The organism is Faecalibacterium faecis, assembly GCF_040096475.1.
Taxonomy (GTDB): domain Bacteria; phylum Bacillota; class Clostridia; order Oscillospirales; family Ruminococcaceae; genus Faecalibacterium; species Faecalibacterium taiwanense.
The window spans coordinates 144,311-170,027 of record NZ_JBBMEP010000002.1; the positions used below are offsets into that span (position 1 = coordinate 144,311).

The following is a 25,717-nucleotide window of genomic DNA, read 5'->3' on the forward strand; positions in this document are numbered from 1 at the left end:
AAACAAGCTGTTTTCACAAACAGAATTGGAGGACAATTATGAAAAAGATCTCTCGCAGAAGCTTCCTGAAGGCATCCGCTGTTCTGGGCAGCGCAGCTGCTCTGACCGCCTGCGGCGGCTCTTCCGCTTCCACCAGCACTGCAGCATCTACCAGCACCGCAGCATCCGGCAGCACTGCAGCAGCCAGCGGTGATACCATCAAGATCGGTACCATCTACGCAATGTCCGGCGGCAACGCAGCCATCGGCGAGAACATCCTGCGCGGCATCGACTTCGCAGTGGATGAGATCAACAAGGCAGGCGGCGTGAACGGTCAGATGCTGGAAGTTGTCCGCGGTGACCACGCAGGCGACGCAGCCACCGGTAAGTCTGAGGCAGAGCGCCTGATCACCCAGGAAGGTGTCAACGTCATTATGGGCTGCCATATGTCCGTTGTCACCGAGGTCGTGGCTCAGGTCTGCCAGCAGTACGGCATCCCCATGATCACCGCTATCTCCACGCTGGACCGTCTGACCGACGAGGACCACAAGGACTACGATTACTTCTTCCGTCTGTGCCCGCTGAACTCCGTCTACGTGGAAGATATGCTGAAGTATCTGCAGGACTCCAAGGAGCAGACCGGCAACGAGATCAAGAAGGTCGCCATCTTCACCGATAAGGCTGCCATCGGTCAGGAGCTGATCCGCTGCGTCAACCTGTTCGCACCGGACTACGGTCTGGATGTTGTGGCCGAAGTGGACTACAGCTCCAACGCTACCGACCTGTCCTCTCAGGTCCTGGCTCTGAAGCAGGCTGATCCCGATGCCATCCTGTGCGACTCCTACATCGGCGACGCTACTCTGTTCGTCCAGACCCTGAAGGAGCAGAACTACAAGCCCAAGATGATCGTTGCCAAGGCAAACGGCTTCACTGATCCTTCCTTCATCCCGAACCTGGGCGCATCCGCAAACGGCGTGGCTTCTGTTGTCGAGTTCAACCCCGACCTGACCAACGGCGTGGAGATCAACGAGGACTTCAAGAAGGTCTACAATGTCAACATGAACGGCCACTCTGCTGAGTCCTACACCGTTGTGTGGCTGTTCAAGACCGCCATCGAGAAGGCTGGCTCCACCGATGGTGCTGCCGTCCGCGACGCTCTGGCAGAGCTGTCCATCGACGGTGCATTCGAGGGCGGCCGCAAGATCGTTCTGCCCTACTCCAAGATCGAGTTCGCTCCCGAGTACGAGATCGGCGGCGCAAAGCACTACCGTGACAACACCTACGCTTCTGTTGCTATCGCACAGGTGCAGGATCAGGAGTGGAAGACTGTCTGGCCCTTCGAGTTCGCTTCCTCCAAGATCCAGGAAGTCACTCTGGGCTGATAAAATTACCCCGAAGAACACAAAAGGCGAGCCGCCCATTGGGCGGCTCGCCTTTTTGCGTGTTGCTTCCCGTGCAGAGCGTATTCGAGTAGGGGATAGGCTGTGTGGCTTTTATGAAGTCGTTCTCCGCCGGGTATGTTCTCTTTTGCGTGCCAAAAGAGAACCAGAAAAGCACCCGCTACTTTCGAAGCGCGGGAGGCACGAATTAAGGGCTACTCGCCCTTAATAATCCCAAAGCAGTAGGCTCCACCCCAAAAAGCTGGAGATTCCCGCCTGTTCGGCGTGAAGATCTCTTAACCGCTTTTTGAGGTTCCGCCAATCAGAAGTCGCTGCGCGACGGCCGCAGGCCGACAGCAGCAGATGCCGCTTCCCGCCACGACCCCTCCCCGTGAAAAAGCAGCTCAGAAAAATCCGCAGATTTTTCTGAGCTGCAAATAAAAATAAATTTTCCGCTAAACATGCCCAGAGTAAAACGGAGGGCATTCTAAATCGTCAACCCTTCTGGATATAGGTAAAAATATCCTCTGGCACCGCTGCCAGTGCATCCGCACCGGCAGCGGTCAGTTCTGCACGGCCCCGGAAGCCCCACAGCGCGCCCATGGCGGGCAGTCCGGCATTGTGTCCGGTGAGGATGTCCACATCGCTGTCGCCCACAAAAAGGGTGGCAGAGCGGTCTGCACCGATCTCGTCCATCAGCGCATACAGCCCGGCGGGGTTCGGTTTGGTGGGCACGCCGGGCCTGTTGCCGCGCACAGCGGCAAAGCGGCCTGTGCCGAAATAGTGGGCGATGATCTTGCCGCAGAGCGGGTCGGCCTTGTTGGAGAACACTGCGCACTGAACACCCTGTGCCCGCAGCTCGTCCAGCAGCTCCGGGATGCCGGGATAGGGGGCCGTCTTGTCCTCCTTGTGGGCATCGTACCGGGCGGTGAACTCAGCCAGTGTGGCCGCCAGCTGCTCCGGCGTGCGGGCATTTTCCGGCGAGAAGCGCTCCACCAGCTTCGGGATGCCGTTGCCCACCATGTGCTTGAACTGTTCCACCGTAAAGGTGGGCCAGCCATGCTGTGCACACACCCAGTTGCCTGCATCGGCAAGGTCGTCGATGGTGTTCAGAAGGGTGCCGTCCAGATCGAATAATACAGTTTTTATCACAGAAAAAGACTCCTTACAGTTTCAGAAAAGCAAAAATGGCAATTCACTGCACTTTACGCTGCGCACCCTGCACTTCACCCCGCCCGGAAAGGTGAGGGTGAGGTTCGTGCGGTGCACCGCCGCGGCCCACGGCGACTGCATGGCCGTCAGGGCCGGAACAGGGCAGAGCACGCAGATGTCGTGCAGATGGAAGCCGTGCTGCCAGCGCAGGGTCAGGCGGCCGTTTTGCAGCCAGATGCCCTCTTTGCGCCAGCCGTTGTACGCACCCACCAGCAGGGCCGCAAACACAGCAGTGACCACCAGCAGCGGCACCGTAAGCGCAGGCAGGGTGTAGCGGGATACCGCTGTCAGCAGCAGGCACAGCCCGCAGGGGATGCCGGCAGGCAGAAAAAACGCCGGGATGCTGCGGCCTGCGGTGTCCACCGGGGCTTTTGGCGGCAGGACAAAGCCGGGCAGCAGCTTCTGCAGAAAGGGACTGTCCTCCCGCCAGACCAGCAACGGGATCTCCGGCTGGCAGCTGCCTGCCGTGACGAACACCGGGCAGCAGCCCAGCGCCCATGTGGCAGGCGAGCGGCGCAGGTCCGCATAGCTCAGATGTTCCAGCGCAAGGCGCATCTCATACCGGCGCACAAAGCCGCCCCTGCTGCCAAGGTGACTCTCGGTGCGCCACACGGTGTAATGGGCCGCATGGGCCGCACTGCGCACAAGGCTTGCGCAGAACAGCACACCGCCCAGCACCAGCAGCCATGCTGTGCCCATGGGCAGCCAGCGCGCCGCCCACGCCGCAATGCGGTTCAGGTGGGCAAAGGCTGCCGTCTGGGCATCCGGCGCATAGGGCCTGCTCTGTTTGACGGCCAGCGCCAGCAAAGCAAGGGTGGAAAGGCCGTTGGCACCCAGCACCGCAAAGGCCAGCTTTTCGCCGCCGCGCGGGGTGTGGGCCACAGCATCCCGGCGCGGCATCATGCGGTCAGCTAAAAACTGCGCGTTCTGCGCGCTCAAAAGCAGGGTCAGGGTGCGCTTCTGCCCGGCAGGGTACAGCACCACCCGGCTGGCACCGGCCAGCCGGTAGAGCAGGGGCCGCTCGATGGTGAGCGCTGCCAGCTGGCTGGCTTTCAGGCAGCGGTCCAGCCGCACGCCCAGCCGCCAGCGCACCCGCAGGGTTCCCTGTGCATCCACCCGCCAGCGGCCTGCGTGCAGCACGGCGGCGCTCACAGCGGCAAGCACTGTCAGCAGCGCCGCGCCCTGCACCAGAGCCGTGCGCAGCGCCGCCCAGTTGCGGGCAAACAGCACCTGCAAAAGCGGCAGCAGGTAGAGCAGGATGGTCTTGCGCAGAAAATGCAGCACCGCAAACGGGTGGAAGCCGCGTTCGGTCATGGCGTTTCCTCCATCAGCACAGCGGCAAGGGCCTGCGCCTGCAGGGCATCCACGCCCGGCAGGAACAGCTGTACGCCCGGACCGTGCACCACCAGCACGCTGCACCCGGCCAGCCACAGAAGCGGCGTGCGCAGGCTCCACACGCCAGTCACGGCCCGGCGGGGAAGCTGCCGTGTGATGGGAACGGCGATACCGGCCCGCACGGCAGTGTTCCGGGCGGTGAGCACTGCGGTAAAGCTGCAGGCTCTTGCCCACGCGGCGAACACAAGGCACGCCCACAGGGCACAGAAAATACACCCGGCAAACAGGCTCTGCCAGAACACAAAAGGCGCACAGAACACGCCGGGAACAGCGGCCCAGACGCACAGCACGGCACGGCCCTTGGGCGGGATAATCAGCGCCGTGCGCAGCAGGTCACGTTCGGTCATTTGCCGGAAAGGCCCCAGGCATCCATCAGCAGATGCAGGGTGTCATCCTGCGTCAGGCAGAGGATGCGGTCCCACGGCAGTAAGGTGGTATTGCCGTGGGGGATGATGAACTCCGCATCGCGGGTGATGCACACCAGAATGACGTCGCCCGGCATGGGAATGTCTTTGACCGCCTGCCCTGCAAACTGGAAGTTCTCCGGCAGCAAAATTTCGTTCAGGCTGGCAGTGCCGCCGCCCAGCGAGAGCAGCTGGCGGATGGTATCCGTCTCGATCTCGCGCTCAAGGATGTGGCTCAGGTTGTCGGTGCCGCACACTACGGTGTCCACGCCTAAGGTGTGCAGCAGCTCCCGGTTCTTGGGGTTGGAGGCCCGGGCCACGGTGCGGTTCACGCCAAACTCCCGCTTTGCAATCTGGCAGGCAACAAGGTTGTTCTCGTCCGCACCGGTCACGGCCACAAAGGCATCGCAGCTGGCAACGTCGGCCGTGCGCATGGTGTCAAAGCTGATGGCATCGCCGCAGATCACCGGGATATCCAGCGAATCGGCCAGCGAACGGCACAGCATTTCCTGCGGTTCAATGATGGTCACTTTGTGGCGGTGGGCCAGCAGGCTCTGGGCCAGATACATACCAACCTTGCCGCCGCCTGCGATACAAACTTTCATATGCTTCCCTCACTTTTTACTTTGCCAGTGCGCGGAACACCGATTGCTCGGTGAGCACCGTGGGGCAGATGGTGTCGATCTCGTAAGCCTTGTGGTACAGCACCTGCAGGTGCGGGTCGGACACGCGGCAGATCACCTTCTCACGGCGGAAGATGCTTTTTGCGATCTGTGCCGCCATCAGGTTTACCGAGTCGTCCTCGCTCACAGCGGCCACGGCATCGCAGCTGTCAATGCCGCCCTGCCGCAGGGTATCCGGGTCGGTGGGGTCGCCCACCAGAGCCGTGCCGCCAAAGCTGTAGTCGTCAAAGGCATCCAGACGCTTGAGCTGTTCGGGATCCTTTTCAATCAGCGAGATATCATGGCCGATGCGTTCCAGATCGCGGATGAGGGAAGCACCCACCTGGTCGCAGCCGATCACCAGAATATTCATATGGATTCACCTCGTTGTATAATAGTTTAACAAAAATACCAAGGGTGTTTAAACGCTGTTTTGATTTGCGGATAAAATAGAAGGAAAAGGGTCTTTGCATCAGTATAACACATTTCCCAGCGCAGTAACAGCCTGCAGGGCAAAAGTGGCGGCGGGCGTAAAAATTTTCGCATTCTGCGTGCGTGCAGAGACATAGTATGGTATACTGGAAGAAAATAAGCTGCTGTGCCTTTGTGCACAAGGAGGGGTACTTACGTTTTTTGAGATCATCAAAGCCATCCTGATGGGCATTGTGGAGGGCATTACCGAGTGGCTTCCCATTTCGTCCACCGGTCATATGATCCTGCTGGAACAGATCATCAAATTCAACGCAAGCGAAGAGTTCATGTCCATGTTCCGTGTGGTCATCCAGCTGGGTGCCATCATGGCCGTGGTGGTGCTGTTCTGGGGCAAGCTGTGGCCCTTTGGCATGAAGCAGGGCAGAGTCATTTCCAAGCCCAGCGTGTGGAACCTGTGGTTCAAGGTGGTAGCGGCTACGATCCCGGTGCTCATCATCAGCCCGCTGGACGACTGGATGGAAGCTCACTTCTACAATTACATCACGGTTGCCGCGATGCTCATTCTGTATGGCGCGCTGTTCTTTGTTGTGGAGAACCGCCGCGCCGCGCCGCACGTGAGCCGGCTGGAGCAGATCACCTACCGTGATGCCATCATCATTGGCCTGTGGCAGTGTCTGGCCATCATTCCGGGCACCTCCCGCTCCGGTGCCACCATCGTGGGCGGCCTGCTGCTGGGCCTGTCCCGCGCCTGTGTGGCAGAGTTCACCTTCTATCTGGCCATCCCGGTCATGGCGGGCGCATCCCTGCTCAAGGTGGTCAAGTTCGTTGTCGGCGGTTCTGTGATGACCGGCACCGAGGTGGCTGTGCTGGCAGTGGGCTGTGTGGTGGCCTTTGGCATGAGCCTTGCCGCCATCCGCTTCCTGATGGATTACGTCAAGCGCCACGATTTCAAGTTCTTTGGTGCCTACCGCATCGTGCTGGGCATCATCGTGCTGGCAGTGGCGGCTGCGACGGCAATCTTCTGATTTTAAGCGGAAGAATTATTTTTATAATTTACAACCCCGGAAAATCTGCGGATTTTCCGGGGCTGTTTTTTCACGGGAAGGGTCGTGAAGGCAAGCGGCATTTGTTTTTTTTACGGTGCTGTGAGCGGCAAAAAATTTCGATGCAGCCAAGGCGGGTGCGCCCTCTGCGGCAGCGCTGACGCGATGCCATTGTCTGCCAAAGGGCACAGGACTTTGCCAGATTTAAAGATGCCGCTTTTACGGAGTGCGAGGGCTTTCTGCGCTGGATGGACTGGCACCCGGAAGCGAGGACGTGGAGGGTGTGCCCGCCGCCCTTTACGACAGCACTTTTTCTTTGCAAAAAGATGTGCTATACTACAAAATAAGAGAATATGCGGCAGCGTGCCGCGCAAACAAAATGGAGGAAACTGCTATGGAAGCATCCAAGGTCTATTATACAGATTTCCGCTGTCCCGTGGGCACCAGCCTGTTGGACAAGCTGCGCCGCGTGTGCATCGCCGCCGGGATCAAGGATATTGATATGGATGGCAAGTTCGTTGCCATCAAGATGCATTTCGGTGAGTTGGGCAATCTGGCATTCCTGCGCCCCAACTACGCCAAGGTGGTGGCCGACCTGTGCAAGGAGCAGGGCGGTCTGCCGTTTCTGACCGACTGCAACACCCTGTATCCGGGCAGCCGCAAGAACGCACTGGAGCACCTCACCTGTGCCCAGCTGAACGGTTTCTGGCCCATGACCACCGGCTGTCAGGTCATCATTGCGGACGGCCTGCGCGGCACCGATGAGGCAGAGGTGCCGGTGCCGAACGGCGAATACTGCAAGACGGCAAAGATCGGCCGCGCCATCATGGATGCGGACATCTTTATCAGCCTGACCCATTTCAAGGGCCACGAATCCACCGGCTTCGGCGGTACTCTCAAGAACATCGGCATGGGCTGTGGCTCCCGCGCAGGCAAGATGATACAGCATGCCGCCGGACACCCGGAGGTGCAGCAGAGCCTGTGCCGCGGCTGCCACCGCTGCGCCAAGGAGTGCGGCTCCGATGCCATCACCTACGATGCAAACAACAAGGCCGTCATTGATCAGACCAAGTGCAAGGGCTGCGGCCGCTGCATCGGTGCCTGCAACTTTGACGCTATCTATTCCCAGTGCGACAGCGCCAATGAGATGCTGGACCGCAAAATGGCCGAGTACGCGGCTGCCGTATGCGCAGGCCGTCCCTGCTTCCATGTTTCTCTGGTGCAGGACATCAGCCCCAACTGCGACTGCCACTGCGAGAACGATGCTCCCATCCTGCCGGATATCGGCATCTTTGCGTCCTTTGACCCGGTGGCGCTGGATCAGGCCTGCGCGGACGCCTGCCTGAATGCACAGCCGCTGCCGAACAGCCAGCTGGGCCAGAACCTTGCAAAGCCCGGCTGGAACTGCCACCACGACAACTTCAAGGATTCCAACCCCAATATCGAGTGGAAGGCCACGCTGGATCAGGCCGAGAAGATCGGCATGGGCACCCGCCAGTATGTGCTGAAGAAGGTCTGATGCCGCAGGCGGCCCCAGCCTTTTCCGCAAAAACAAAAAGAAGCTGACCAGCCCGGTCAGCTTCTTTTTATGTTGGGTTCACTGGCCCGCTGCGGGCACGCAGTCGTCCAGCACGGTCTGCAGGGCCTGCCAGTTCTTCAGGGTGCAGCCGGGCAGGGTGTCCGGGTCAAGGCCGGCATCCTCAATGCGGCCAGCCATGCTGTCCTTGTCGCTCAAAAGGCTCAGCGCGTCCGGCTCGATCATCGTCCAGGCCTCGGCAAAGCTTTCCTGCTCATCAGCGTCCAGCGTGTCGTACCAGCTGTAGAAAGCTTCCTGCACGGCTTCCGGGGTGCGGGAGGCAAGGCGGGCGTTTTCTGCCCACTGCAGCAGGGATGCCGCTGCGATCACCGATTTGAGCGAGCAGCCGGAAACACCCGGCCCCCAGCCCAGACAAGGCTCAAAGGCGGCAGCGGTGCCGGTGATGGAGAAGATGGAGTTCTCGTCAAAATCGCCGGGGTTCAGGCCGGAGGTGTCGGCCCGGGTGGTGGAATCGGGCAGGTCTTCGCCGGAAGCAGCGGAGCTTGCAGAACTGCTGGCAGAGCTTGGCGCTTCGGAACTGCTGGCGGTTGAGCCGCCGCAGCCTGCCAGAATGCTGCAGGCCAGCGCTGCGCAGAGCAGCAGCGAGAGGATGCGGGCATATCTCAATTTCATAGTAGTGTCCTCCTTGAGCGGTGCCGCAGCCGGGCCGCAGCACTTCAAAACGATACACCCTAAGTATACGTTCTGCCGCGGCGGTTGTCAATCGGACAGTGCAGAACGAATTTCAAGCGGGAAATATGCACCCTGCACAAAGAAGAAACGCATTTTTGGGAACTTTGCATTCTTGACATTTTTTGCAAAAATCGGTTGACTACAAGTATAGTGTCTGTCCACGTCAGCCGGAAAGGAGGGAAACGCCCATGAAGCACCGCATCACAGCCGCATTGGAGCGGTTCTCCCGCGCAATGCTGGCACCGCTGAGCTATCTTTCGGCGGCGGGCCTGCTGCTGGTGGTGGGCGCACTGCTCACCAGTGCGCCGCTGGCCGGGGTGCTGCCCTTTTTGCGGTGGGAGCCGGTGCAGCTGGCGGGCAGGATCCTTTACAAATGCCTCACGGCGGTCATTTCAAATCTGAGCGTGCTGTTCTGCACCGGTCTTGCGGCGGCGCTGGCAAAGCGGGAAAAGCATCAGGCGGCGTTCATCGCCCTGATGAGCTATCTTGTCTACCTGACAGCGGGCAATGTAACGCTGACCGAGTTGGGCCTGCTGGCGCAGCCGGATGCGCTTACCGGCCTGTACAGCGCAGGCCAGACCATGGTGCTGGGCATCCAGACTGTGGACACCGGCGTGTTCGGCGGCATTCTGCTGGGCCTGCTCACCGCCTTTGTGTATGACCGCACCTGCGAAAAAGCCCACCGCGGCATTCTGGGCGGTGTGTTCTCCGGTGTGCGGTGGTCCTTTGCCTGCATGGCGGCACTGGCGGCGGTGCTGGGCTTTGGGGCCTGCTTTGTCTGGCCGCCTATCCAGAAGGCCATTGCGGCCGTCACCGGCTTCATTGCCGCTTCCGGCAATATCGGGTTGTTTTTGTACGGCTTTCTGGAACGGCTGCTCATCCCTACAGGGCTGCATCATCTGGTGTATATGCCGTTCCAGTTCTCGCAGCTGGGCGGTCAGCTCATGGTGGGCAGCGTCACCTATACCGGTGCCTATGTGGTCATGATGACCGAATATAACCTCGGCCTGCCGTTTTCGGATGGCATCGTGTGGATGTACACCGGCTTTACCAAGACCTTCGGCTACTTTGGCATTGCGGCGGCATTCATCTTCTGTGCCCGGCGGGGCAGCCGCAAAAAGACTGCCCTTCAGCTGCTGCCGCTGGCCTTTACGGCATCGCTGGCTTCCATTACGGAGCCGCTGGATTTTCTGTTCTGCTTCTCGGCACCGGTTTTGTGGCTGGCGCACGCAGCCATCTCCGGCAGCTTCATCGTGCTGCTGCACCTGTGCGGAGTCACGGCGTTTACCTCGAACCTTCTGGGGTCGCTTGTGATGAACCTTTCCGCTGGTGCGGCCCGCACGAACTACCCGGTGCTGTATCTGCTGGGCCTTGCCCAGATCGCGGTGTATTTTGTGGTGTTCACTGTGCTCATCAAGGCGCTGGACCTGCCCACGCCGGGCCGCCGCCCGGAAGAGCCGTCCCGGCCGGAAAAGGCCCTGCCGCTGGACGAGCAGGGAGTAGAAAAGCTCATTGCAGCCTTTGGCGGGCGGGAGAACATCCGCACGGTGGACAACTGCTTTACCCGCCTGCGTGTCACGGTGAACGACCCGGCCTTCGTCAAGGAGCAGGCCCTGAAAGCCCTGCCCTGCAGCGGTGTGGTGCAAAGCGGCTGCGATGTGCAGATCGTGTACGGCATCCGCGCGCCGGAGGTGCGGCAGGCGGTGGAGCGGCGGCTGAACAGGGTGGTCTGTTGACCTTTGGCGGACGGGCAACTATAATAGGGAAAAAGCGGCTTCCTGCGCAGTGCGAAAGGATTTTTTGTGTTCCACCGATTTATAGTCGCTGCGCGACGGCGATAAGCCGACAGCAGCAACATGCCGTTTCCCGTTACGACTTTTCCCGTGAAAAAGTAACTCCGAAACGACCGCGGTTGCGCAGCAATGAAAGCCCCAGTGGGGCTTTCAAGCGGCAGAACGGTCTTGCGTTAGCAAGATGGAGGGGCTTCGCCCCAACAAGTTCCGCGGTCGTTTCGGAGTTACAAATTTAAAAATAATATTTCCGCTGATATTGCCAAAGCGAACGCGTCGGCAATTTTAAATCGTCCGGCGGCTGAAAGGATACACATGCAAGAACAAGCAGTTTTTACGCAAAAAACAGAGCCTGTACCGCCAACCGGCCGCTTTGCACCCAGCCCCAGCGGGCGGCTGCATCTTGGCAATCTGGCCTGCAGCCTGCTGGCGTGGCTCAGCGCAAAAAGTCAGGGCGGGCGCATCGTGCTGCGCATTGAGGATCTGGATGCCGAGCGCTGCCCGCGCATCTATGCTGACCTGCTGGAACAGGATCTGGACTGGCTGGGCCTTGCGTGGGACGAGGGCGGCAGCACCGGCGGGCCGAACGGCCCCTATTACCAGAGTGAGTGCGCGGAGATCTACACCGCAAGCTACAAAAAGCTAGAAGAGCGCGGCCTTGTGTACCCGTGTTTTTGCTCCCGCGCCCAGCTGCACGCGGCCAGCGCGCCCCATACCTCGGACGGCAACGTGGTCTATCCGGGCACCTGCCGCGGCCTGACCGCTGCCGAAATTGAGGAAAAACGCAAAAAGAAGGCCCCTGCCTATCGTCTGATGGTGCCGGACGAGGACATCACATTTGTGGATGGCTGCATGGGCCCGCACACCGAAAATCTTTTGCACGACTGCGGGGACTTCTACCTGCGCCGGGCGGATGGCGTGTTCGCCTATCAGTTGGCCGTGGTGGTGGACGATGCCCGCATGGGCGTTACCGAAGTGGTGCGCGGTGCAGACCTGCTTTCGTCCACGGCACGGCAGCTGTATTTGTACCGCCTGCTGGGCCTGCAGGCACCGGGGTTTGCCCACTGCCCGCTGCTGCTGGCCCCGGATGGGCGGCGGCTCTCCAAGCGCGACGGCGACCAGAGTCTGGAAAACCTGCGGGAAAAGTATACCGCGCAGGAGATCGTGGGCAAGCTTGCCTACGCCTACGGCCTGCAGCCGGAGCCTGCGCCCCGCACACCGGAAAGCCTGATCAAGGACTTTTCCTGGGCAAAGGTGCCAAAGCAGGATGTCTGCCTGCCGGAGGATCTGTTCTGAACAAAAAAAGATGCGCTGTCTCCCGATGACAGCGCATTTCTTTTTTATAGAGATTCAGATGCGGCGCATCTGCGGCAGATCGTTGGTGTCCATCATACGGCTGAACGCAGTATCCAGTGCCAGCGCCAGCAAAGCGCCCAGCGCTGCATCGATGCAGCTGTGCTGCTTGAGCAGCATGGTGGAGCATACAATGGAGATGCACAGCACATCAGCGGCCGGGCGCATCCAGCGGAACCGGGGCTGCTCAAAGATGCGGCAGCGGTGATAAGCCAGCATCAGCGTGACCGAGTTGAACACATGGATGGACGGGCAGACATTGATGGGTGTGTCGGTGCTGTACAGGAACCGTACCGCACGGGCGAAGATGTCTGTGCCCGGCACATAGCAGGGGCGCAGATTCAGCCCGGTGGGCAGGATCACGTAGCAGGCCAGCGCAATGGTCATACCGCTGAACAGCGGCATACACAGCCGCCAGAAGTCCTCCCGGGGTGCCTTCCACAGAAGGAAGAACAGGGTGAACGGGATCCACGGAAACCATGCAAAATAGGGGATGGCCGCATATTTGCAGAAGGGAATCAGATCGTCCAGCCGGCAGTGCACGAGGATGTGTGGCATATGGATCTGGGTGTTCAGGAAATTGAATGCGGAAAGATAAAGTATGAGATACAGCGCCATGAAGCAAAGCGGATGGCGCGAAAACCAACTGCGTTTCATTGAAAAAGCCTCCTTTTTGCAGAAGTGAAAGCTCTTAGCACTGTGAAATTATACGCCGGGAATGTGACAAAAACAAGAACGAAAGCAGACAACATTGCTGAAAAACAAATAAATTATTTGTGCGTATTGCGTAAAAAAGAGCCTGCCTTCGCGGCAGGCTCTTATAAAATGCAGAGGAAAGATTCAGATGACCTGCTGTTCCAGCCACTTGCCGCGCACGAAGCGTACAAAGAAGCACAGGGAGCGGAACGCCCAGTCCAGATACATGCCCATCCAGATGGCCAGCAGGCCGCCGTGGAAGGCCAGCACACACAGGTAGCAGAAGCCCACCCGGAAGGCCCACATGGACACGATGCTCACGGTCATGGTAAAGCGGGCATCGCCTGCCGCACGCAGGATGTTGGGCATGGTAAAGCTGGAAGGCCAGATGAACAGCGAAACGATGTTGAACCACACCATCACTTCCAGCGCCATGGCGTAGGCTTCCGGCGAGAGGCTGAACAGGCCCAGTGCAAATTTGTTGGCAAACAGGAAGGCCGAAAGGTTCATGAACCATGCGCCGCAGTAGGCAAACAGCATCAGGCGGCGGGAGTAATACACGGCCTGATCTTTTTCGCCTGCGCCAAGGCACTGGCCCACCACGGTCAGCGCAGCCATGCCCACGGCGTTGGCCGGGATGTTCAAAAAGGTGGTGGTGGTGTTTGCCACGGCGTTGGCCGCAATGGCGGCGGTGCCCAGAGTGGAGGTCAGGCTGGAAACGGACAGCTTGCCGATCTGGAACATGCCGTTTTCAATACCGGCAGGGATGCCCACCCGCAGGATCTGCTGGATGAGCCGTGCCTTCGGGGCAAGGGCCTGCAGGCCGTCCACCCGCAGCGGGCAGGCGGGCCGCTGCAGCAGGTACAGCACAGCCACGCAGGCAATGGCACGGGACACAAGGCTGGCCAGTGCGGCACCCATCACGCCCATTTTGAAGCCGTAGATCAGCACGGCGTTGCCGCCAATGTTCACCACATTCATTACAAGGCTGGACATCATGCTGATCTTGCTGTTGCCCTGCGCCCGGAACAGGGCCGCACCGGCGTTGTACAGGCCGATGAACGGGTAGCTCAGGGCCGAGAGCAGGAAGTAGGTCTCGGCATAGCGCATCACGTCCACGTCGATGGAGCCGAAGATGCCGCGCAGGATGGCATGGCGGCCCGCCACCACAACGGCGGCCACCAGCAGGCTGAAGCTGGACAGGATGAACAGGATCTGCGCCGCTGCATTCTTGGCATCCTTTGGCTCCTGCCGGCCGATGTACTGGCTGGTGACCACCGCGCCGCCGGTGGCAAGGGCGCTCATGATCTGGATCATCAGGGTGTTGAAGCTGTCCACAAGGCTCACGCCGGAAACAGCGGCTTCCCCCACCGAGGAGACCATCAGCGTGTCGGCCAGACCGATGGTCACGCTGAGCGCCTGCTCTGCGATCAGCGGCAGCAGCAGGGCAATGAGCTGCTGCCGGGTGAACAGCGGCGGCTTATGGAACGCGGGCGTTTTGGTTGCTGTCATAGGTTCCTCCGTGACGGTGACAAGATACACTTGGATACATGACCTATATCATACAGCAGAACGCGCAGAATTACAAGAGAAAATCTTCTGTCAGGAAAATTCCTGACTGGGGGTCAGGCTGGTGCCGTAATATACGATATAATCATACGGGACGGTCGGCCCGAACACCGTCTTGTCTGGGTACTTCCTCAGCATGTCCGCTTTCAGGTCGGCCGGGGTCTCGGGCACACCGGCGCAGAGCGTATCGGAGCACACGGCATTCCAGAGGCCCGCAGAGAACGAGGTGCAGTTGTAAATGGCCGACCAGTGGTCTGCGTTGGCCAATGCCTGATTTACAGTGTCTAGCTGGCTCTGGTCCAGTGAGACCTGAATGCCGTAAAGATTCTGATAGTAAGAAGCGTTCAGGTAATATTTGTAGTAGCCCTCCAGATTGTACCAGATGCCGGAATGCTCGCAGCGGTTGCCGCGGGTGCTTACGGTGATGGACGTATCCGGCGCAATGAGCAGTCCGCCCACATTGATATCCTGCTCCGAGACATTGGTGATGGTGAGGAAGCTGTGTCCGCTGGTGTTGAGGGGAACATCGCCGTGGTCATCGGCGCGGGCAAAAAGCCGCAGCACCGCAACGGCTCCCTCGGCAGGGGCATCACCGTAGGCCTGCGCAGGGGACTTGTGGTCTGCCTGCGCAAAGTGGTACGGCCCGCCAAAGTTGGTGGTAAAGCCAACGACATTGCGCATCAGGTCGGCAGAACCGGTGATATCTGTTACCACCTTATCCTCTTTTGCGGCGGGCTGTGCGGCCTTGGGTTCCTGTGCGTAGGCGGGCAGGGCGCACAGGCAGGCCAGCAGCACGCAGCAGGAGAGGATGCGGAAAAACCGTTTTTTCATAGATGCCTCCATTTGTGCTTTTTTTCAGGTAAAGCTTACCGTTTTTTGCAGGGTCTGTCAAGGACTGCGGCAGGCGGAAAAGCCGCGCCGCAGCGTGTTTGTTCCACTTTACCCGTGCAGGCAATTGTGCTAAAATAAACCTGAGGTGCACTGCGCTTTGCAGGAGAGGGGAGTGCACTGTGGTAAATGAGATAAGAAATAAAAGGTAAATCAGAACCCAAAGGGGGAACAATATGCCAAAAGCAGCCCATAAGGTGGTCGTGATCGGCCACCGCAACCCGGATACCGACTCCATCTGCTCGGCCATTGCCTATGCAGAGTTGAAAAACAAGACCAGTGATCTGGTCTGTGAGCCCCGCCGTGCAGGCAAAATGAATCAGGAGACCGAGTTCGTGCTCAAAAAGTTCGGGGTAAAGCCCCCGCGCATGTGCACGGACGTGAACCCCAAGATCCGCGATGTGGACTACCGCGAGATGCCCGGCATCCCCGGCTCCACCAGCCTGCGCAAGGCGTGGGAGATCATGCGCGACAAGCAGATCGACACCTTGCCTGTTACCAGCCCGGACAACGAGCTGGAGGGCGTGATCACGGTCAAGGACATTGCCACCGCCAACATGGACGTGTTCGACACCGGCATCCTGGCCAAGAGCCAGACCACCTACCGCAATATTTTGGAAACGCTGGGCGGCACCATGGTGGTGGGCCGCGAGGACGACGTGTGCACCACCGGTCACATCCGCATCGGCACCGCCACGCCCGAAATGCTGGAAAATACCGTGGAAAAAGGCGACATCGTCATCCTGACCAACCGCTACGAAAGCCAGCTGTGCGCCATTGAAAAAGAAGCGTCGCTGCTCATCATCTGCAACGGCTCCAAGGTGGGCCGCACCATCCAGCGCATTGCCGAGGAAATGGGCGTGGCCATCATGTCGGCCCCGGTGGACACCTACGCCGCCGGTAAGCTGATCAGCCAGTGCGCTCCCATCTCCTACTATATGACCCGCAGCGACATCATGAAGTTCACCCTCGTCACCCCGGTGGCCGATGTCACCCGCGTGATGGCCAAGGTACGCCACCGCTATTTCCCCATCCTCGACGAGGACGGCAAATACTGCGGCATGGTCAGCCGCCGCAACATCATCAATCTGCAAAAACGCCGCATCATCCTGGTGGACCACAACGAGGCCACCCAGGCCGTGGAGGGCTTCGATCAGGCCGAAATTCTGGAGATCATCGATCACCACCGCATCGGCAGTCTGGAGACCAGCGGCCCGGTGTACTTCCGCAACCAGCCGGTGGGCTGCACTGCCACCATCATCACCCAGATGTACGACGAGAACGGTATGGAGATCCCGCCGCAGATCGCAGGCCTTCTGCTGGCGGCCATCCTTTCGGATACGCTGGTGTTCCGCAGCCCCACCTGCACCCCGCTGGATGAGGCCCTTGCAAAGCGTCTGGCAAAAATTGCCGGTGTGGACATTGACGAGTTTGCCAGCGAGATGTTTGAAGCAGGCGAAAAGCTGGACGGCAAGACCGCCGAGGAGGTGTTCCTGCAGGACTTCAAGGTGTTCATGTGCGGCGATATCCGCTTTGGCGTGGCACAGGGCAGCTACATGACCCGCAAGAACCTGCTTGCCGCCGAAGCGCTGCTGCAGCCCTATCTGGAAGAAGCCCGCAACAAGCAGAACGTGGAGGATATCTACATGCTGCTCACCGACGTGCCCAAGGAGGAGAGCGTGGTCATCAGCGATGGCCGCTATGCTTCCGAGGTGCTCTCGGACGGCTTTGAGACCCAGCCTGCCGAGGACGGCAGCTTTACCCTGCCCGGTGTGGTGAGCCGCAAAAAGCAGTTCATCCCGGCGCTGATGACCGCCTATCAGGAGCTTTGAGGGAAAGGAAAGCTTCCTTGCCCTCTCAGTCTCGCTTTGCTCGACAGCTCCCCCAAAGGGGGGAGCCCTTGGCAAAACCGCAAACGTTGCATGGACTGCCAAGGCCTCTCACTCTGGGAGAGGTGGCATTGCGGAGCAATGACGGAGAGGGCGAGCCCGGTAAAGGTTTAAATGATATGTTCAACTTTTTAAACAAAAAAGACCGCACGCCGCCCTCCCTCCCGGAAGGCACTGTGCGCCGCCGCTATTCCATCGAAGGGCAGGTGCAGGGGGTGGGCTTCCGCTACCGCGCCCGCTATGCGGCCCAGACGCTGGAACTGACCGGCTGGGTGGAGAACGAGGACGACGGCAGCGTGACGCTGGAAGTGCAGGGCGACCCGGAAAAGTTCCTGCGGCTGTTCGCCATGATCCAGAAAAGCGATTATATCCAGATCACCGGCATCCGCCAGAAGGATCTGCCGCCCGACCCATGGGAGCGGGGCTTCTCGGTAAAAGGGTATTGATCTGAACTGCAAACAAAAAAGCTGACGCGAAAGCGTCAGCTTTTTTGCTCTTTCTAAATTTATCAACCTGCTGTTTTTAGCGGGGAATTGTCTGTCCAGATGGTGCCGTCCAGCAGCCGGGTCACAGCCAGAGTGCCGTTTGCGGAAACACGGGCCGGGTCCAGCGCGTAGAAATCGCTCTCCTTCAGGTTCGCGGGGTCTGCATCCGGGCGGATGCCCACCACGCAGACCCAGTGGCCATAGGCGGCGCTGGTGGCGATGTGCGGGTAATTGACCTTGTTCCAGCCGGAACTGGTCAGGTGGTATTCATAGCTGGAGGTGCGGTTCGTGTGCCGTTTTACGCCGCTCACCGCAGTGTTTTTCAGATGCACGATCACCGGCTTCCCGGCGGAAAGCTCGGTGTAAAGCTTCTGCAGGCACTCGGACAGGCTGCCGGAATAACCGTAGTAGCCGCCCGCAGACCAGACCACACCGTTTGACCACATGCCGCTGCCGGAGGAAACTTTTCCATCCAGAATGGTGCGTGCATAGCGCAAGGCGTACCAGCTGCATTTGCCGGAGGTCTGGTTGCCGATGGAAAGGATCTGGCTGGTGCTGAAGTCCAGCATCCGGATGCCGTGCGTTTCCTGCAGGGCAGCTGCGTGTGCGTGGGGAACGGCCAGAGCCAGCACAAGGCACAGCGCCAGAACTGCCGCCGCCAGCCGCTGTGCCGCGCGGGCGGGACAGTGTTGCATATTGAGCCACATCCTTTGTTTTTTCTACGACCTTATTTTACCATGCAAAAATGGTAGAATTGTGTAAAATCGTAATTTTTTGAAAGGATTCTGAAAGATGGATCAAGATGGATCGGAACACAACATCTGTTCAAACCGGGAAGGACTGTGCCCCGGAAAAGAACAGCATGGAGCTTCCGGCTGGAAGAAGATTTTCCAGCACGGTAAAGAACCTTTGCGAAATAAGGACAGTGTATCTCAATACTGCAACAAAAAAGCCGCTGTTTCATTGATTTTGAACGAAAATGTTTCGGAAACTTTATGCATCTTCTCGATTGACAAAACCAACTGCTGTCGGATATAATCAGGCCAGAACGACACCCGTTCTGTAGTGCGAAAACACAGCACTGAAATGAGACAAATCAACAAAATCTTGAAATGACAGGAGGCGCTTTACAATGAAAAAGCTGAAGAAATTTGCTGCCCTGCTTCTGGTGGGTGTGATGGCTCTGGCCCTGCTGACGGCCTGCGGCGGTGGCGGCGGCCCAACCGAAGAGCAGAAAGTACTGGCCCAGATCAGTCAGGAGAAGGGCGTCCAGGTGACCAATGACGCAGAGCTCCGCGCAGTGGCTGAAAGAAGACTGGATGAGTCTCTTGAATACAATTTCCTTGGCTATGCTGGAGCACTCAAGGGCTACAAAGATCGGATTGGAAATGATCTGGTCGTTACTGTTACTGCTCGGAATAGCTATAAGAATACGTTCCTGAGCACTGTTTTGACTTATATCTCGTAGTATATTAAAACGGATGTCAGCGGTAGCGTGAATCAGGACGGTATCTGGTCGGAGATTGGCGTTGTGGTCAAGGGCAACAACGAGCAGAGCTACATTGGTATTTCCATCCGCATCAAGAACTATTATAAGAAGTAAAAAATTCCTCACCCTTTCTCCCCGGAGCGTGGCTGCAAGGCCGCCCTTCGGGGCTTTTTTTGCGTTTGAACCCTCTCAGTCACGCCTTACGGCGTGCCAGCTCCCCCAAAGGGGGGAGCTTTTAGGCATCTGACGGTTTGCAGCAAATAAGCTCCCCCTCTCGGGGGAGCTGGCATCGCGCAGCGATGACTGAGAGGGTTGCCTCCCTCGCTGAGGGAGGTGGCAAACCCGCAGGGTTTGACGGAAGGAGTTCGCCCTGCCCCGGGGCTTTTTTGTGTTTGGGGACAATTGCCAAAAAGAAGGGCGGAATTTGGGCGATCTGCCTGTTGACATGCGGGGGGGGGTATGGATAAAATAAATTCAGACGGGTAAAGCGATTTGGGGTCGCCCAAACCGTCAGAATTTGAAATTTGGGAGGAACATGAAATGAAAATGTTCAAACGTTTCGCAGCCGCCCTTCTGGCCGGCGTGATGGTTCTGGCAATGCTCACCGCTTGCGGTGGTGGCGCTGGTGGAAGCAGCTCGAATGAGATCGAGAGCAAGGTGCTGAAGTATCTGAATACTGTCAATGGCACAAGCTACAGCAATAATGCCGATCTGCAGAGCAAGGTTCGTGCCGTTCTGGCCAAAACGGATGATACTGGCATTATCAAAGCAGAAGATGTTCCGTATGTGCAGAATGATGAAAGCGGAACGGCCCAATACATGCAGTGTGTTTCTGACCTCAATATGAATGAAGCTGAAAATACTGTTTCTTTTGTGATGTATGTATTTGACCCGAATAAAATGGATGAAATGCTGACACCGGTTACAAAAGCTGGACTGAAAGATGTAAAGCCGCTGGAAGTTAACGATGAATTCAAGGCAAAACTGGATGATGTCCTGGAGAATGCGACCCCCGGCACTCCTTCTGGAAAGCTGTCTACCATGAAAGATGTCGGTGTTGCAACCTACACGGCCTCCAATGGCAAGACTTACATTGGCATTGCCATCAAGTGTGAAGGTACGATTCGTAGTTAATAAAGTTTTGTTGCCCCGAGGAGCATCCCGCTCCCCGGGGCTTTTTTGCGTTTAGGCCAAAACTCCCCCAGTCGCCTGCGGCGACAGCCCCCTCAAAGAGGGAGCCTTTCGCGTCGGCAAAGCTTCCGGCTCAGGTGCAAAGCTTCCGGTTTCGCCAGAGCCTCCCTCACTGAGGGAGGTGGCAAACCTGCAGGGTTTGACGGAAGGAGTCTGCCCCGCCCCTCCCGGCGGCAATTCTGAATGGTTTCTCTGTCAAACCGTGTCGTTTTGTGGTACAATAAAAACGTATTCTGATGTGAACAGGAAAGGACGTTTCCATGCAGCTGTTTGAACTGGTGTCCCCGCGGCTGTTCCGCCCGCTGGCGGGGCCGAACCGGGCTTTTTATGCGGAATTGCTGCTTCTGCTCTGGGAGGAGTGCCGCCACACGGCGGATTACAGCATTTCCCGTGCGGAGGCCGTCTGGCGTGCCGAGGATTACTTTGCCGCACTGGCAAAGCCCCTTGCGCTGGATGCCGACGGTGCGGGCGATGAAGAAGAGCAGCCCACCCGCGACCCTCACACGCTGGCCGTGGGCTTTCTGCTGCGGCTGCGCCGCACCGGCTGGCTGGAAGAGCAGCCCGGCAGCTACGAGGGGGAAGCGTCCCTTGCCTTTGCGCCGGAGGTAACGCCGCTGCTGGAAGCGCTGGAAGAAATCCTGAATCCCCGCGTGGTTACCTACACCGGCAAGCTGTACAAGGCATGGCAGCTGCTGGGCAGCATCGGGCAGGAAAAAAGCCCCTATGAGAACGTTCTGCGGGAGGTGGACGCAGACCTTGACGCGCTGAACCGCTCTCTCCGGGCGCTCAACGCCTCCATCGGCCACTATATCGACCGGCTCACCCGCAACCGCACCCCGCAGGAGGTGCTGGAACTGTTCGACCAGTACGAGGAAAAGGTGGTGGCGGCGGCCTACCACCGCTTCAAGACCAGCGACAACCTGTTCAACTACCGCGCCTATCTGGAAGAGGAGCTGGACGACTGCGAGGAGAACTACCTGCCGCAGCTGGCCTTTGATTATGCCCGGGTGGAGCGCTGCGCCCCGAACGAAGCGACACCTGCCGTGCGTGCACTCATCCAGAAGCAGCGGGACGCGCTGGAAGAGATGAGCCTGCTCATGCGCGAGATCGATGCAAGCCACATCCGCTACCGCAAGCGGGCTGTGCAGCGGGCACAGTTCCTGCTGCTGAGCGACCGTTCTTCGCAGGGCAGCGTCACCGCCCTGCTGCGCCGCTACGCCGAGGACATCCGCACTCCGGAGCAGCTGTTTGAGCCGGACGACGGCCCGGTGGCAAAGCGGCTGCATCTGTACCCGGCGGCAGTGTTCGGGGAAAAATTTCTGTACCCGCCCGCTGCCCAGCGCACCGCCGAGCCGCTGGCCCCGGTGCGCACCGAAGTATTCGATCCGGAACAGCTCAAAAAAGAGCAGCAATTGCTGCTGGATTACGCCCGCCTTGCCGTTACCGAGGAGAACGTGGCCCTGCTGGCCCGGCAGGCCCTTGCCGCCCGCCCGCAGGTGAACGCGGCACTTCTGGCAGACGAATACCCGAACGATTTTGCCCGCATCATCGGCCTGCACACCTACTCGCAGTCGCCGCACCGGGATTATGACATTCAGCTCACCGGCAATTGGGTGGAGCGCGGCGGTTTCCGCTTTGAGGACTTTGTCCTCACCCGCCGCAGGGAGGAAGAAAATGGCAACCATTAACATGCTGGAAGAAACCGCAAACTACCTGCTGAACCACTGCTTCGTGCTGGGCGGCGTGGAGGATCAGCGGGCAAAATATCTTTATGTGCAGGACCATCTGGACGAGGTCCGCGCTGTGTTCGCCCCGCTGGGCTATTCTGTATTGCTGTACCCGGCACCCCTGCAGGCGGCGGCTTTGGTCAACGGCCACGAGGGCAGTCAGGCCCGGCTGCTGAAATACGAGAGCATCCTGCTTTTGGTATTGCGGCTTTTGTACCTGCAAAAGCGCGAGAGCCTTGCGGCCAATGCCGACGAGGTGCTGGTGACGGTGGAAGAGGTGCAGACCGAGCTGCAGAAGATGAATCTGCCCCGCCGTCTGGACCAGAAAACGCTGGAAAACCTCATGCGCACCCTGCGCCGGTACAATCTGGCGCGGCCTGTGGGGCGGCTTTCCGGGCTGGACAGCCGCATTGAAGTATTTCCCACCGTGCTGCTGGCCCTGCCGGATGCCGACCTTGCGGATGCAGCGGCAGAATCTGCCCGCACCCGCACAGAGCTTGGCCTTTATGAACGACCGGAAGAAGCAGGGGAGGGTGAAGAATGATCGAACTCAAACGGCTGAAGCTTATCAACTGGCACAACTTTGAAAATGTCACCTTCGACTGCGCACGGCTCACCTATATGATCGGCGTGAACGCCGTGGGCAAGACCACCATTCTGGATGCCATCCGCTACTGCCTGACCACCAACCGCAATTTCAATGCGCTGGGCAATAAAAAGAGCGGCCGCACCCTGCAGGGTTCGGTGCACGCAAAGCAGCGCGGCGAGAACGCCTACCGCCGCCCGGGCCATACCGTGGCCTACATCGGGGCGGAGTTCTGGGACAGCGTCAAGCGCACCCCCTTCGTCATCGCGGTGCGGGTGGAGTCCGAAGGCCCCATGCAGGAGCTGCACCCCGGCGATCAGACATGGTATCTTTCGGAGGACGGCTGCACGCTGGAACAGCTGCCCTTCATCGACCCCAAGACCGGTGCACCCAGCGCAAAGGAGGACTTCAAGCCCGCAACAGGCCGTCTCTCCTACACCCGCAGCCCCAGCGAAGCGCGGGACCGCATCTGCCGTGCGCTGGGCATCGGGCGCGCCTCCAGCCCCTTGGGCAAAAAGTTCAACGAGGTGTTCCAGATGGGCACCAGCATGGACGAGATCCCCAACTTCCGGGAGTTTTTGTACCAGTACATCCTGCCCCAGCCGGAGCTGGATCTGGACGCTTTGCAGGGCGACCGGCTGGAACTGGAAAATCTGCACGCCGTGCTGGCCGAAGCACAGACCCGCGCCGACGCGCTGGAAGAGATCGTGGATTTTGGCCGCGAAGCTGCCGAAAAGCAGACCCAGACCCTTGTGAACCGGGGCGCGGCGCTGCTGGCCCGCGCCGCTGCCGACGGCAGCGAACAGACCGTCTGGCAGGAGCATCTGGATGCGGGCCGCCGCCAGCTGGAACAGCTGAACGCCCGCTATGCCGAGGCCAAAAATGCCGAAGCGGAAGCCCGCCGGGCCTATCTTTCCGCCCACGGTGCTGCCAGCGCCAGCGGCGAGGGCCGGGCACTGGATGCCCTGACCGAGGAGCTTTCCCGCCGCAAAACGGCGCTGGATACCGCCGCACACAAAGCCGAAAAGGCAGAAAGTGCCCTTGCCCGCACCCAGAGCTTGCTGGCTGTGCTGCGCCGCAGCGGCTTTGCTGTCGGCATCAAGGCCGAAGAGCTGACGGCGGACACTCTGCCGCAGCTCACCGCATGGCTCTCCGCGCAGGAAAAACCGCTGGAGGAAGCCTATTTTGCTGCCCGCCAGAACACCGCCGCCCTGCACCGGGATCAGGCCGTGAAGCGCGCCGAGCTGGACGCGGTGTCCGGCGGCAAGTGGGTCTACCCCCACGGCGATGCCGCCACCCGGGTGCGGGATGCCGTGAATGCGGAACTCAAGAGCCGGGGCATGCAGCCGGATGCGAAAATTTTCTGTGAACTGTTGAACGTGGAGGACGAAAGCTGGCAGGACTGCGTGGAAGCCTGCCTTGGGGACCGCCGCTTTGACATCCTTGTGCCGCCCGCCCACTACGAAGCCGCCAAAAGCGCCTTTGTGGCTCTGAAGGACAAGGTAGGCCCCATCAGCCTGCTGGACACCCCGGGCATCCGCAAGGCCAACCGCCGCGCCGACAAGTACGGCCCGGACAGCCTTGCCGCGCAGGTGAGCAGCGAAAACCCGCTGGCTGCACAGTATGCCCAGACCATTCTGGGCCGCATCGTCTGCTGCGATACCCCCGATACGCTGGAACAGCATCCTGACAGCGCCACCCGCGACCTTCTGCGCCACCACCCCTTCCGGCTGGAACGGCTGCGCACTCCGCAGCGGTATATCGGTCTGGACGCACGCCGCGCCCGCGCCGGGGCGCTGGCGGCCGAGCTGGAAGCTCTGGGGGAAAGCGCCCGTGCTGCCGCCCAGACAGAACAGAACCTGAAAGCCGCCTATAACCAGTACCAGACCCTGCTGCGGGGCACGGCACTGGACGAGCTGGCTGCACTGTGGGATGCCCGCGCCGCACTGACTGCCGCACAGAATGCTGTGACCGAACAGGAAGCAAAGCTCACCGAGTGCCGCGAGAACCCGCTGCTGCAGCAGCTTTACAAGGAGGAAGAAGCCCGCGAAGCCGCGTGGGAGGCTGCCCGCGCCGCCGTGGAGCAGGCGGGCGGCGACATCCGCGTGTGCCAAAAGCAGATCGCCTCCTGCGAAGCAGAGCAGAAAAAGGCAGGGGAAACGGCACAGCAGAGCGCCGATGCTGCCCGGAGCTTCTTTGCGGCGCATCCACTGGTGGAGCCGCTGGCCCGCACCCGGATGCTGGCGCTGGCCCCGGCGGATAAGCCCCGCGCCGCCGCACAGGCTGCGGAAAAGGCGCAGGCCAAGCTGGACGATGCGCTGGCCGTCTATCTGACCGGCACGCTGGAACCGGCCCAGAAAGCCTACAACGAGCACTATGTGTGCGATTATCCGCTGGGCCTTGCAGGGCTGGACCAGTACCGCGCCCAGCACGAGAGCCTTGTGCGCATCGATCTGGAACGCTACGCCGCCCGTCTGGAGCAGGCCCAGCGGGACTGCAAGGACCGCTTCCGCAAGGATATCCTGTTCCGCATGAAGGACGATATCTTCAACGCACGGCGGCAGTTCCGGGAGCTGAACAAGGTGATGGAACAGTTGACCTACGGCGAGGAGGTCTACCGCTTTGAGCTGGAGCCCAGCCGCGACCCGCAGCTGGCGGCCTTCTATCAGGTCATCGTGGACAAGGGCAACCAGCAGATGACCGAGGGCGACTCGCTGGACAACCTTGCCGCCACCGCCGACCCTGCTTATGAGCGTCAGGTGGACGAGCTGATGGAAAAGATCATGGCGGACGTGGACGAGAACACCCGCGCCCGGCAGGAGGGCCGCACCGGCGGCGTGACCCTGTCGGACTATGTGGACTACCGCACCTATCTGGACTATGACATCAAGGTGACCAACCGGGTCACCGGCCAGCAGGCGTACCTGTCCCGGGTCAGCCGCGACTCCTCCGGCGGCGAGAATCAGGCCCCCTTCTATGTGGCCATCTGCGCCAGCCTTCTGCAAATTTATGAGAAGAGCGAGAACAGCATCCGCCTTGTGCTGCTGGACGAAGCCTTCAGCAAGATGACCAGCGACCGCATCCGCCCCATGATGGAGCTGTTCCGCCGCCTGCAGCTGCAGGTGCTGCTCATCTCCACCGTGGAAAAGAGCACCGCCATCCAGCCCTACTGCGACATCACTTACTCCATCGTCCGCCACGGCGATACCAACGCAATAGCGCCCTTTGTCCGCCTTGCGGCGGAATGATGTGCGCATTATATGCGCAATGATGTCTGCC

Annotated in this window: 23 protein-coding genes; 13 read left to right on the top strand and 10 right to left on the bottom strand. The window is 59.7% G+C overall.

The features are described from left to right. The first annotated feature begins 38 nt into the window (after window positions 1-38). Window positions 39-1,361, top strand: coding sequence for an ABC transporter substrate-binding protein (locus WMO17_RS01825; RefSeq protein ID WP_097774088.1), 1,323 nt, complete (start codon window positions 39-41; stop codon window positions 1,359-1,361). 492 nt (window positions 1,362-1,853) lie between these two features. On the opposite strand, the gene WMO17_RS01830 is transcribed toward WMO17_RS01825, so the two are convergent. From WMO17_RS01830 to WMO17_RS01850, 5 genes are read right to left on the bottom strand one after another with little or no spacing between them, the layout of a single operon-like run. Next, on the bottom strand, window positions 1,854-2,510 hold the full coding sequence (locus tag WMO17_RS01830) for an HAD family hydrolase (protein WP_349137354.1): 657 nt from the start codon (window positions 2,508-2,510) through the stop codon (window positions 1,854-1,856). A gap of 21 nt (window positions 2,511-2,531) precedes the next feature. Next, window positions 2,532-3,884, bottom strand: coding sequence for a YdbT family protein (locus WMO17_RS01835; protein WP_349137355.1), 1,353 nt, complete (start codon window positions 3,882-3,884; stop codon window positions 2,532-2,534). Then, a complete protein-coding gene (locus WMO17_RS01840; protein ID WP_349137356.1) occupies window positions 3,881-4,312 on the bottom strand; it encodes a hypothetical protein in 432 nt (143 codons plus the stop codon). The genes WMO17_RS01835 and WMO17_RS01840 overlap by 4 nt, the downstream gene beginning before the upstream one ends. Beyond that, on the bottom strand, window positions 4,309-4,974 hold the full coding sequence (locus tag WMO17_RS01845) for a potassium channel family protein (protein ID WP_118529207.1): 666 nt from the start codon (window positions 4,972-4,974) through the stop codon (window positions 4,309-4,311). Before WMO17_RS01845 ends, WMO17_RS01840 begins: the two co-directional genes overlap by 4 nt. A gap of 16 nt (window positions 4,975-4,990) precedes the next feature. Beyond that, a complete protein-coding gene (locus WMO17_RS01850; protein WP_005937093.1) occupies window positions 4,991-5,404 on the bottom strand; it encodes a potassium channel family protein in 414 nt (137 codons plus the stop codon). Window positions 5,405-5,627: 223 nt separating this feature from the next. Here WMO17_RS01850 and WMO17_RS01855 point away from each other — a divergent pair, with 223 nt between their 5' ends. Together WMO17_RS01855 and WMO17_RS01860 are read left to right on the top strand one after the other, a co-directional pair. Further along, window positions 5,628-6,488, top strand: a complete 861-nt coding sequence (locus tag WMO17_RS01855) for an undecaprenyl-diphosphate phosphatase (protein ID WP_256372191.1) — start codon at window positions 5,628-5,630, stop codon at window positions 6,486-6,488. A gap of 412 nt (window positions 6,489-6,900) precedes the next feature. Then, window positions 6,901-8,025 carry a DUF362 domain-containing protein gene (locus tag WMO17_RS01860; protein ID WP_097774082.1) on the top strand — a complete coding sequence of 375 codons (1,125 nt, stop codon included), beginning with the start codon at window positions 6,901-6,903 and terminating at the stop codon, window positions 8,023-8,025. Window positions 8,026-8,103: 78 nt separating this feature from the next. On the opposite strand, the gene WMO17_RS01865 is transcribed toward WMO17_RS01860, so the two are convergent. After that, window positions 8,104-8,715, bottom strand: coding sequence for a hypothetical protein (locus WMO17_RS01865; protein ID WP_120081269.1), 612 nt, complete (start codon window positions 8,713-8,715; stop codon window positions 8,104-8,106). A 248-nt stretch (window positions 8,716-8,963) separates the two neighbouring features. Here WMO17_RS01865 and WMO17_RS01870 point away from each other — a divergent pair, with 248 nt between their 5' ends. Continuing rightward, on the top strand, window positions 8,964-10,511 hold the full coding sequence (locus WMO17_RS01870) for a PTS transporter subunit EIIC (RefSeq protein ID WP_349137357.1): 1,548 nt from the start codon (window positions 8,964-8,966) through the stop codon (window positions 10,509-10,511). A 369-nt stretch (window positions 10,512-10,880) separates the two neighbouring features. Next, window positions 10,881-11,861: a tRNA glutamyl-Q(34) synthetase GluQRS gene (gene gluQRS, locus WMO17_RS01875; protein ID WP_120081267.1), complete on the top strand. Its 981-nt coding sequence runs from the start codon at window positions 10,881-10,883 to the stop codon at window positions 11,859-11,861. Between the two features lie 54 nt (window positions 11,862-11,915). On the opposite strand, the gene WMO17_RS01880 is transcribed toward gluQRS, so the two are convergent. From WMO17_RS01880 to WMO17_RS01890, 3 genes are all read right to left on the bottom strand, one after another. Further along, window positions 11,916-12,575 carry a phosphatase PAP2 family protein gene (locus WMO17_RS01880; protein WP_349137358.1) on the bottom strand — a complete coding sequence of 220 codons (660 nt, stop codon included), beginning with the start codon at window positions 12,573-12,575 and terminating at the stop codon, window positions 11,916-11,918. Between the two features lie 183 nt (window positions 12,576-12,758). Further along, complete coding sequence (locus WMO17_RS01885) at window positions 12,759-14,126, bottom strand: MATE family efflux transporter (protein WP_120081266.1); 1,368 nt, start codon at window positions 14,124-14,126, stop codon at window positions 12,759-12,761. A 90-nt stretch (window positions 14,127-14,216) separates the two neighbouring features. After that, entirely contained in the window at window positions 14,217-15,014 is a 798-nt protein-coding gene (locus tag WMO17_RS01890) for a hypothetical protein (RefSeq protein WP_349137359.1), read from the bottom strand. A gap of 233 nt (window positions 15,015-15,247) precedes the next feature. On the opposite strand from WMO17_RS01890, the gene WMO17_RS01895 reads away from it, so the two are divergent. Together WMO17_RS01895 and WMO17_RS01900 are read left to right on the top strand one after the other, a co-directional pair. Further along, window positions 15,248-16,903: a putative manganese-dependent inorganic diphosphatase gene (locus WMO17_RS01895; protein ID WP_097774076.1), complete on the top strand. Its 1,656-nt coding sequence runs from the start codon at window positions 15,248-15,250 to the stop codon at window positions 16,901-16,903. A gap of 176 nt (window positions 16,904-17,079) precedes the next feature. Beyond that, window positions 17,080-17,406: an acylphosphatase gene (locus tag WMO17_RS01900; protein WP_349137360.1), complete on the top strand. Its 327-nt coding sequence runs from the start codon at window positions 17,080-17,082 to the stop codon at window positions 17,404-17,406. Between the two features lie 62 nt (window positions 17,407-17,468). Here WMO17_RS01900 and WMO17_RS01905 read toward each other — a convergent pair whose 3' ends face one another. Continuing rightward, window positions 17,469-18,140, bottom strand: coding sequence for a hypothetical protein (locus WMO17_RS01905; RefSeq protein ID WP_349137361.1), 672 nt, complete (start codon window positions 18,138-18,140; stop codon window positions 17,469-17,471). A 97-nt stretch (window positions 18,141-18,237) separates the two neighbouring features. Here WMO17_RS01905 and WMO17_RS01910 point away from each other — a divergent pair, with 97 nt between their 5' ends. From WMO17_RS01910 to WMO17_RS01935, 6 genes are all read left to right on the top strand, one after another. Further along, window positions 18,238-18,483 (top strand): hypothetical protein, encoded by a 246-nt coding sequence (locus WMO17_RS01910; RefSeq protein ID WP_349137362.1) that lies wholly within the window; start codon window positions 18,238-18,240, stop codon window positions 18,481-18,483. Window positions 18,484-18,577: 94 nt separating this feature from the next. Next, window positions 18,578-18,913, top strand: a complete 336-nt coding sequence (locus tag WMO17_RS01915; RefSeq protein ID WP_349137363.1) for a hypothetical protein — start codon at window positions 18,578-18,580, stop codon at window positions 18,911-18,913. 561 nt (window positions 18,914-19,474) lie between these two features. After that, on the top strand, window positions 19,475-20,068 hold the full coding sequence (locus tag WMO17_RS01920; protein WP_349137364.1) for a hypothetical protein: 594 nt from the start codon (window positions 19,475-19,477) through the stop codon (window positions 20,066-20,068). A 317-nt stretch (window positions 20,069-20,385) separates the two neighbouring features. Continuing rightward, window positions 20,386-21,813: a Wadjet anti-phage system protein JetA family protein gene (locus WMO17_RS01925; protein ID WP_349137365.1), complete on the top strand. Its 1,428-nt coding sequence runs from the start codon at window positions 20,386-20,388 to the stop codon at window positions 21,811-21,813. Continuing rightward, window positions 21,800-22,396: a DUF4194 domain-containing protein gene (locus WMO17_RS01930; RefSeq protein ID WP_005937508.1), complete on the top strand. Its 597-nt coding sequence runs from the start codon at window positions 21,800-21,802 to the stop codon at window positions 22,394-22,396. The genes WMO17_RS01925 and WMO17_RS01930 overlap by 14 nt, the downstream gene beginning before the upstream one ends. Beyond that, on the top strand, window positions 22,393-25,686 hold the full coding sequence (locus tag WMO17_RS01935) for an ATP-binding protein (RefSeq protein ID WP_349137366.1): 3,294 nt from the start codon (window positions 22,393-22,395) through the stop codon (window positions 25,684-25,686). Before WMO17_RS01930 ends, WMO17_RS01935 begins: the two co-directional genes overlap by 4 nt. The last annotated feature ends 31 nt before the right edge of the window (window positions 25,687-25,717 follow it).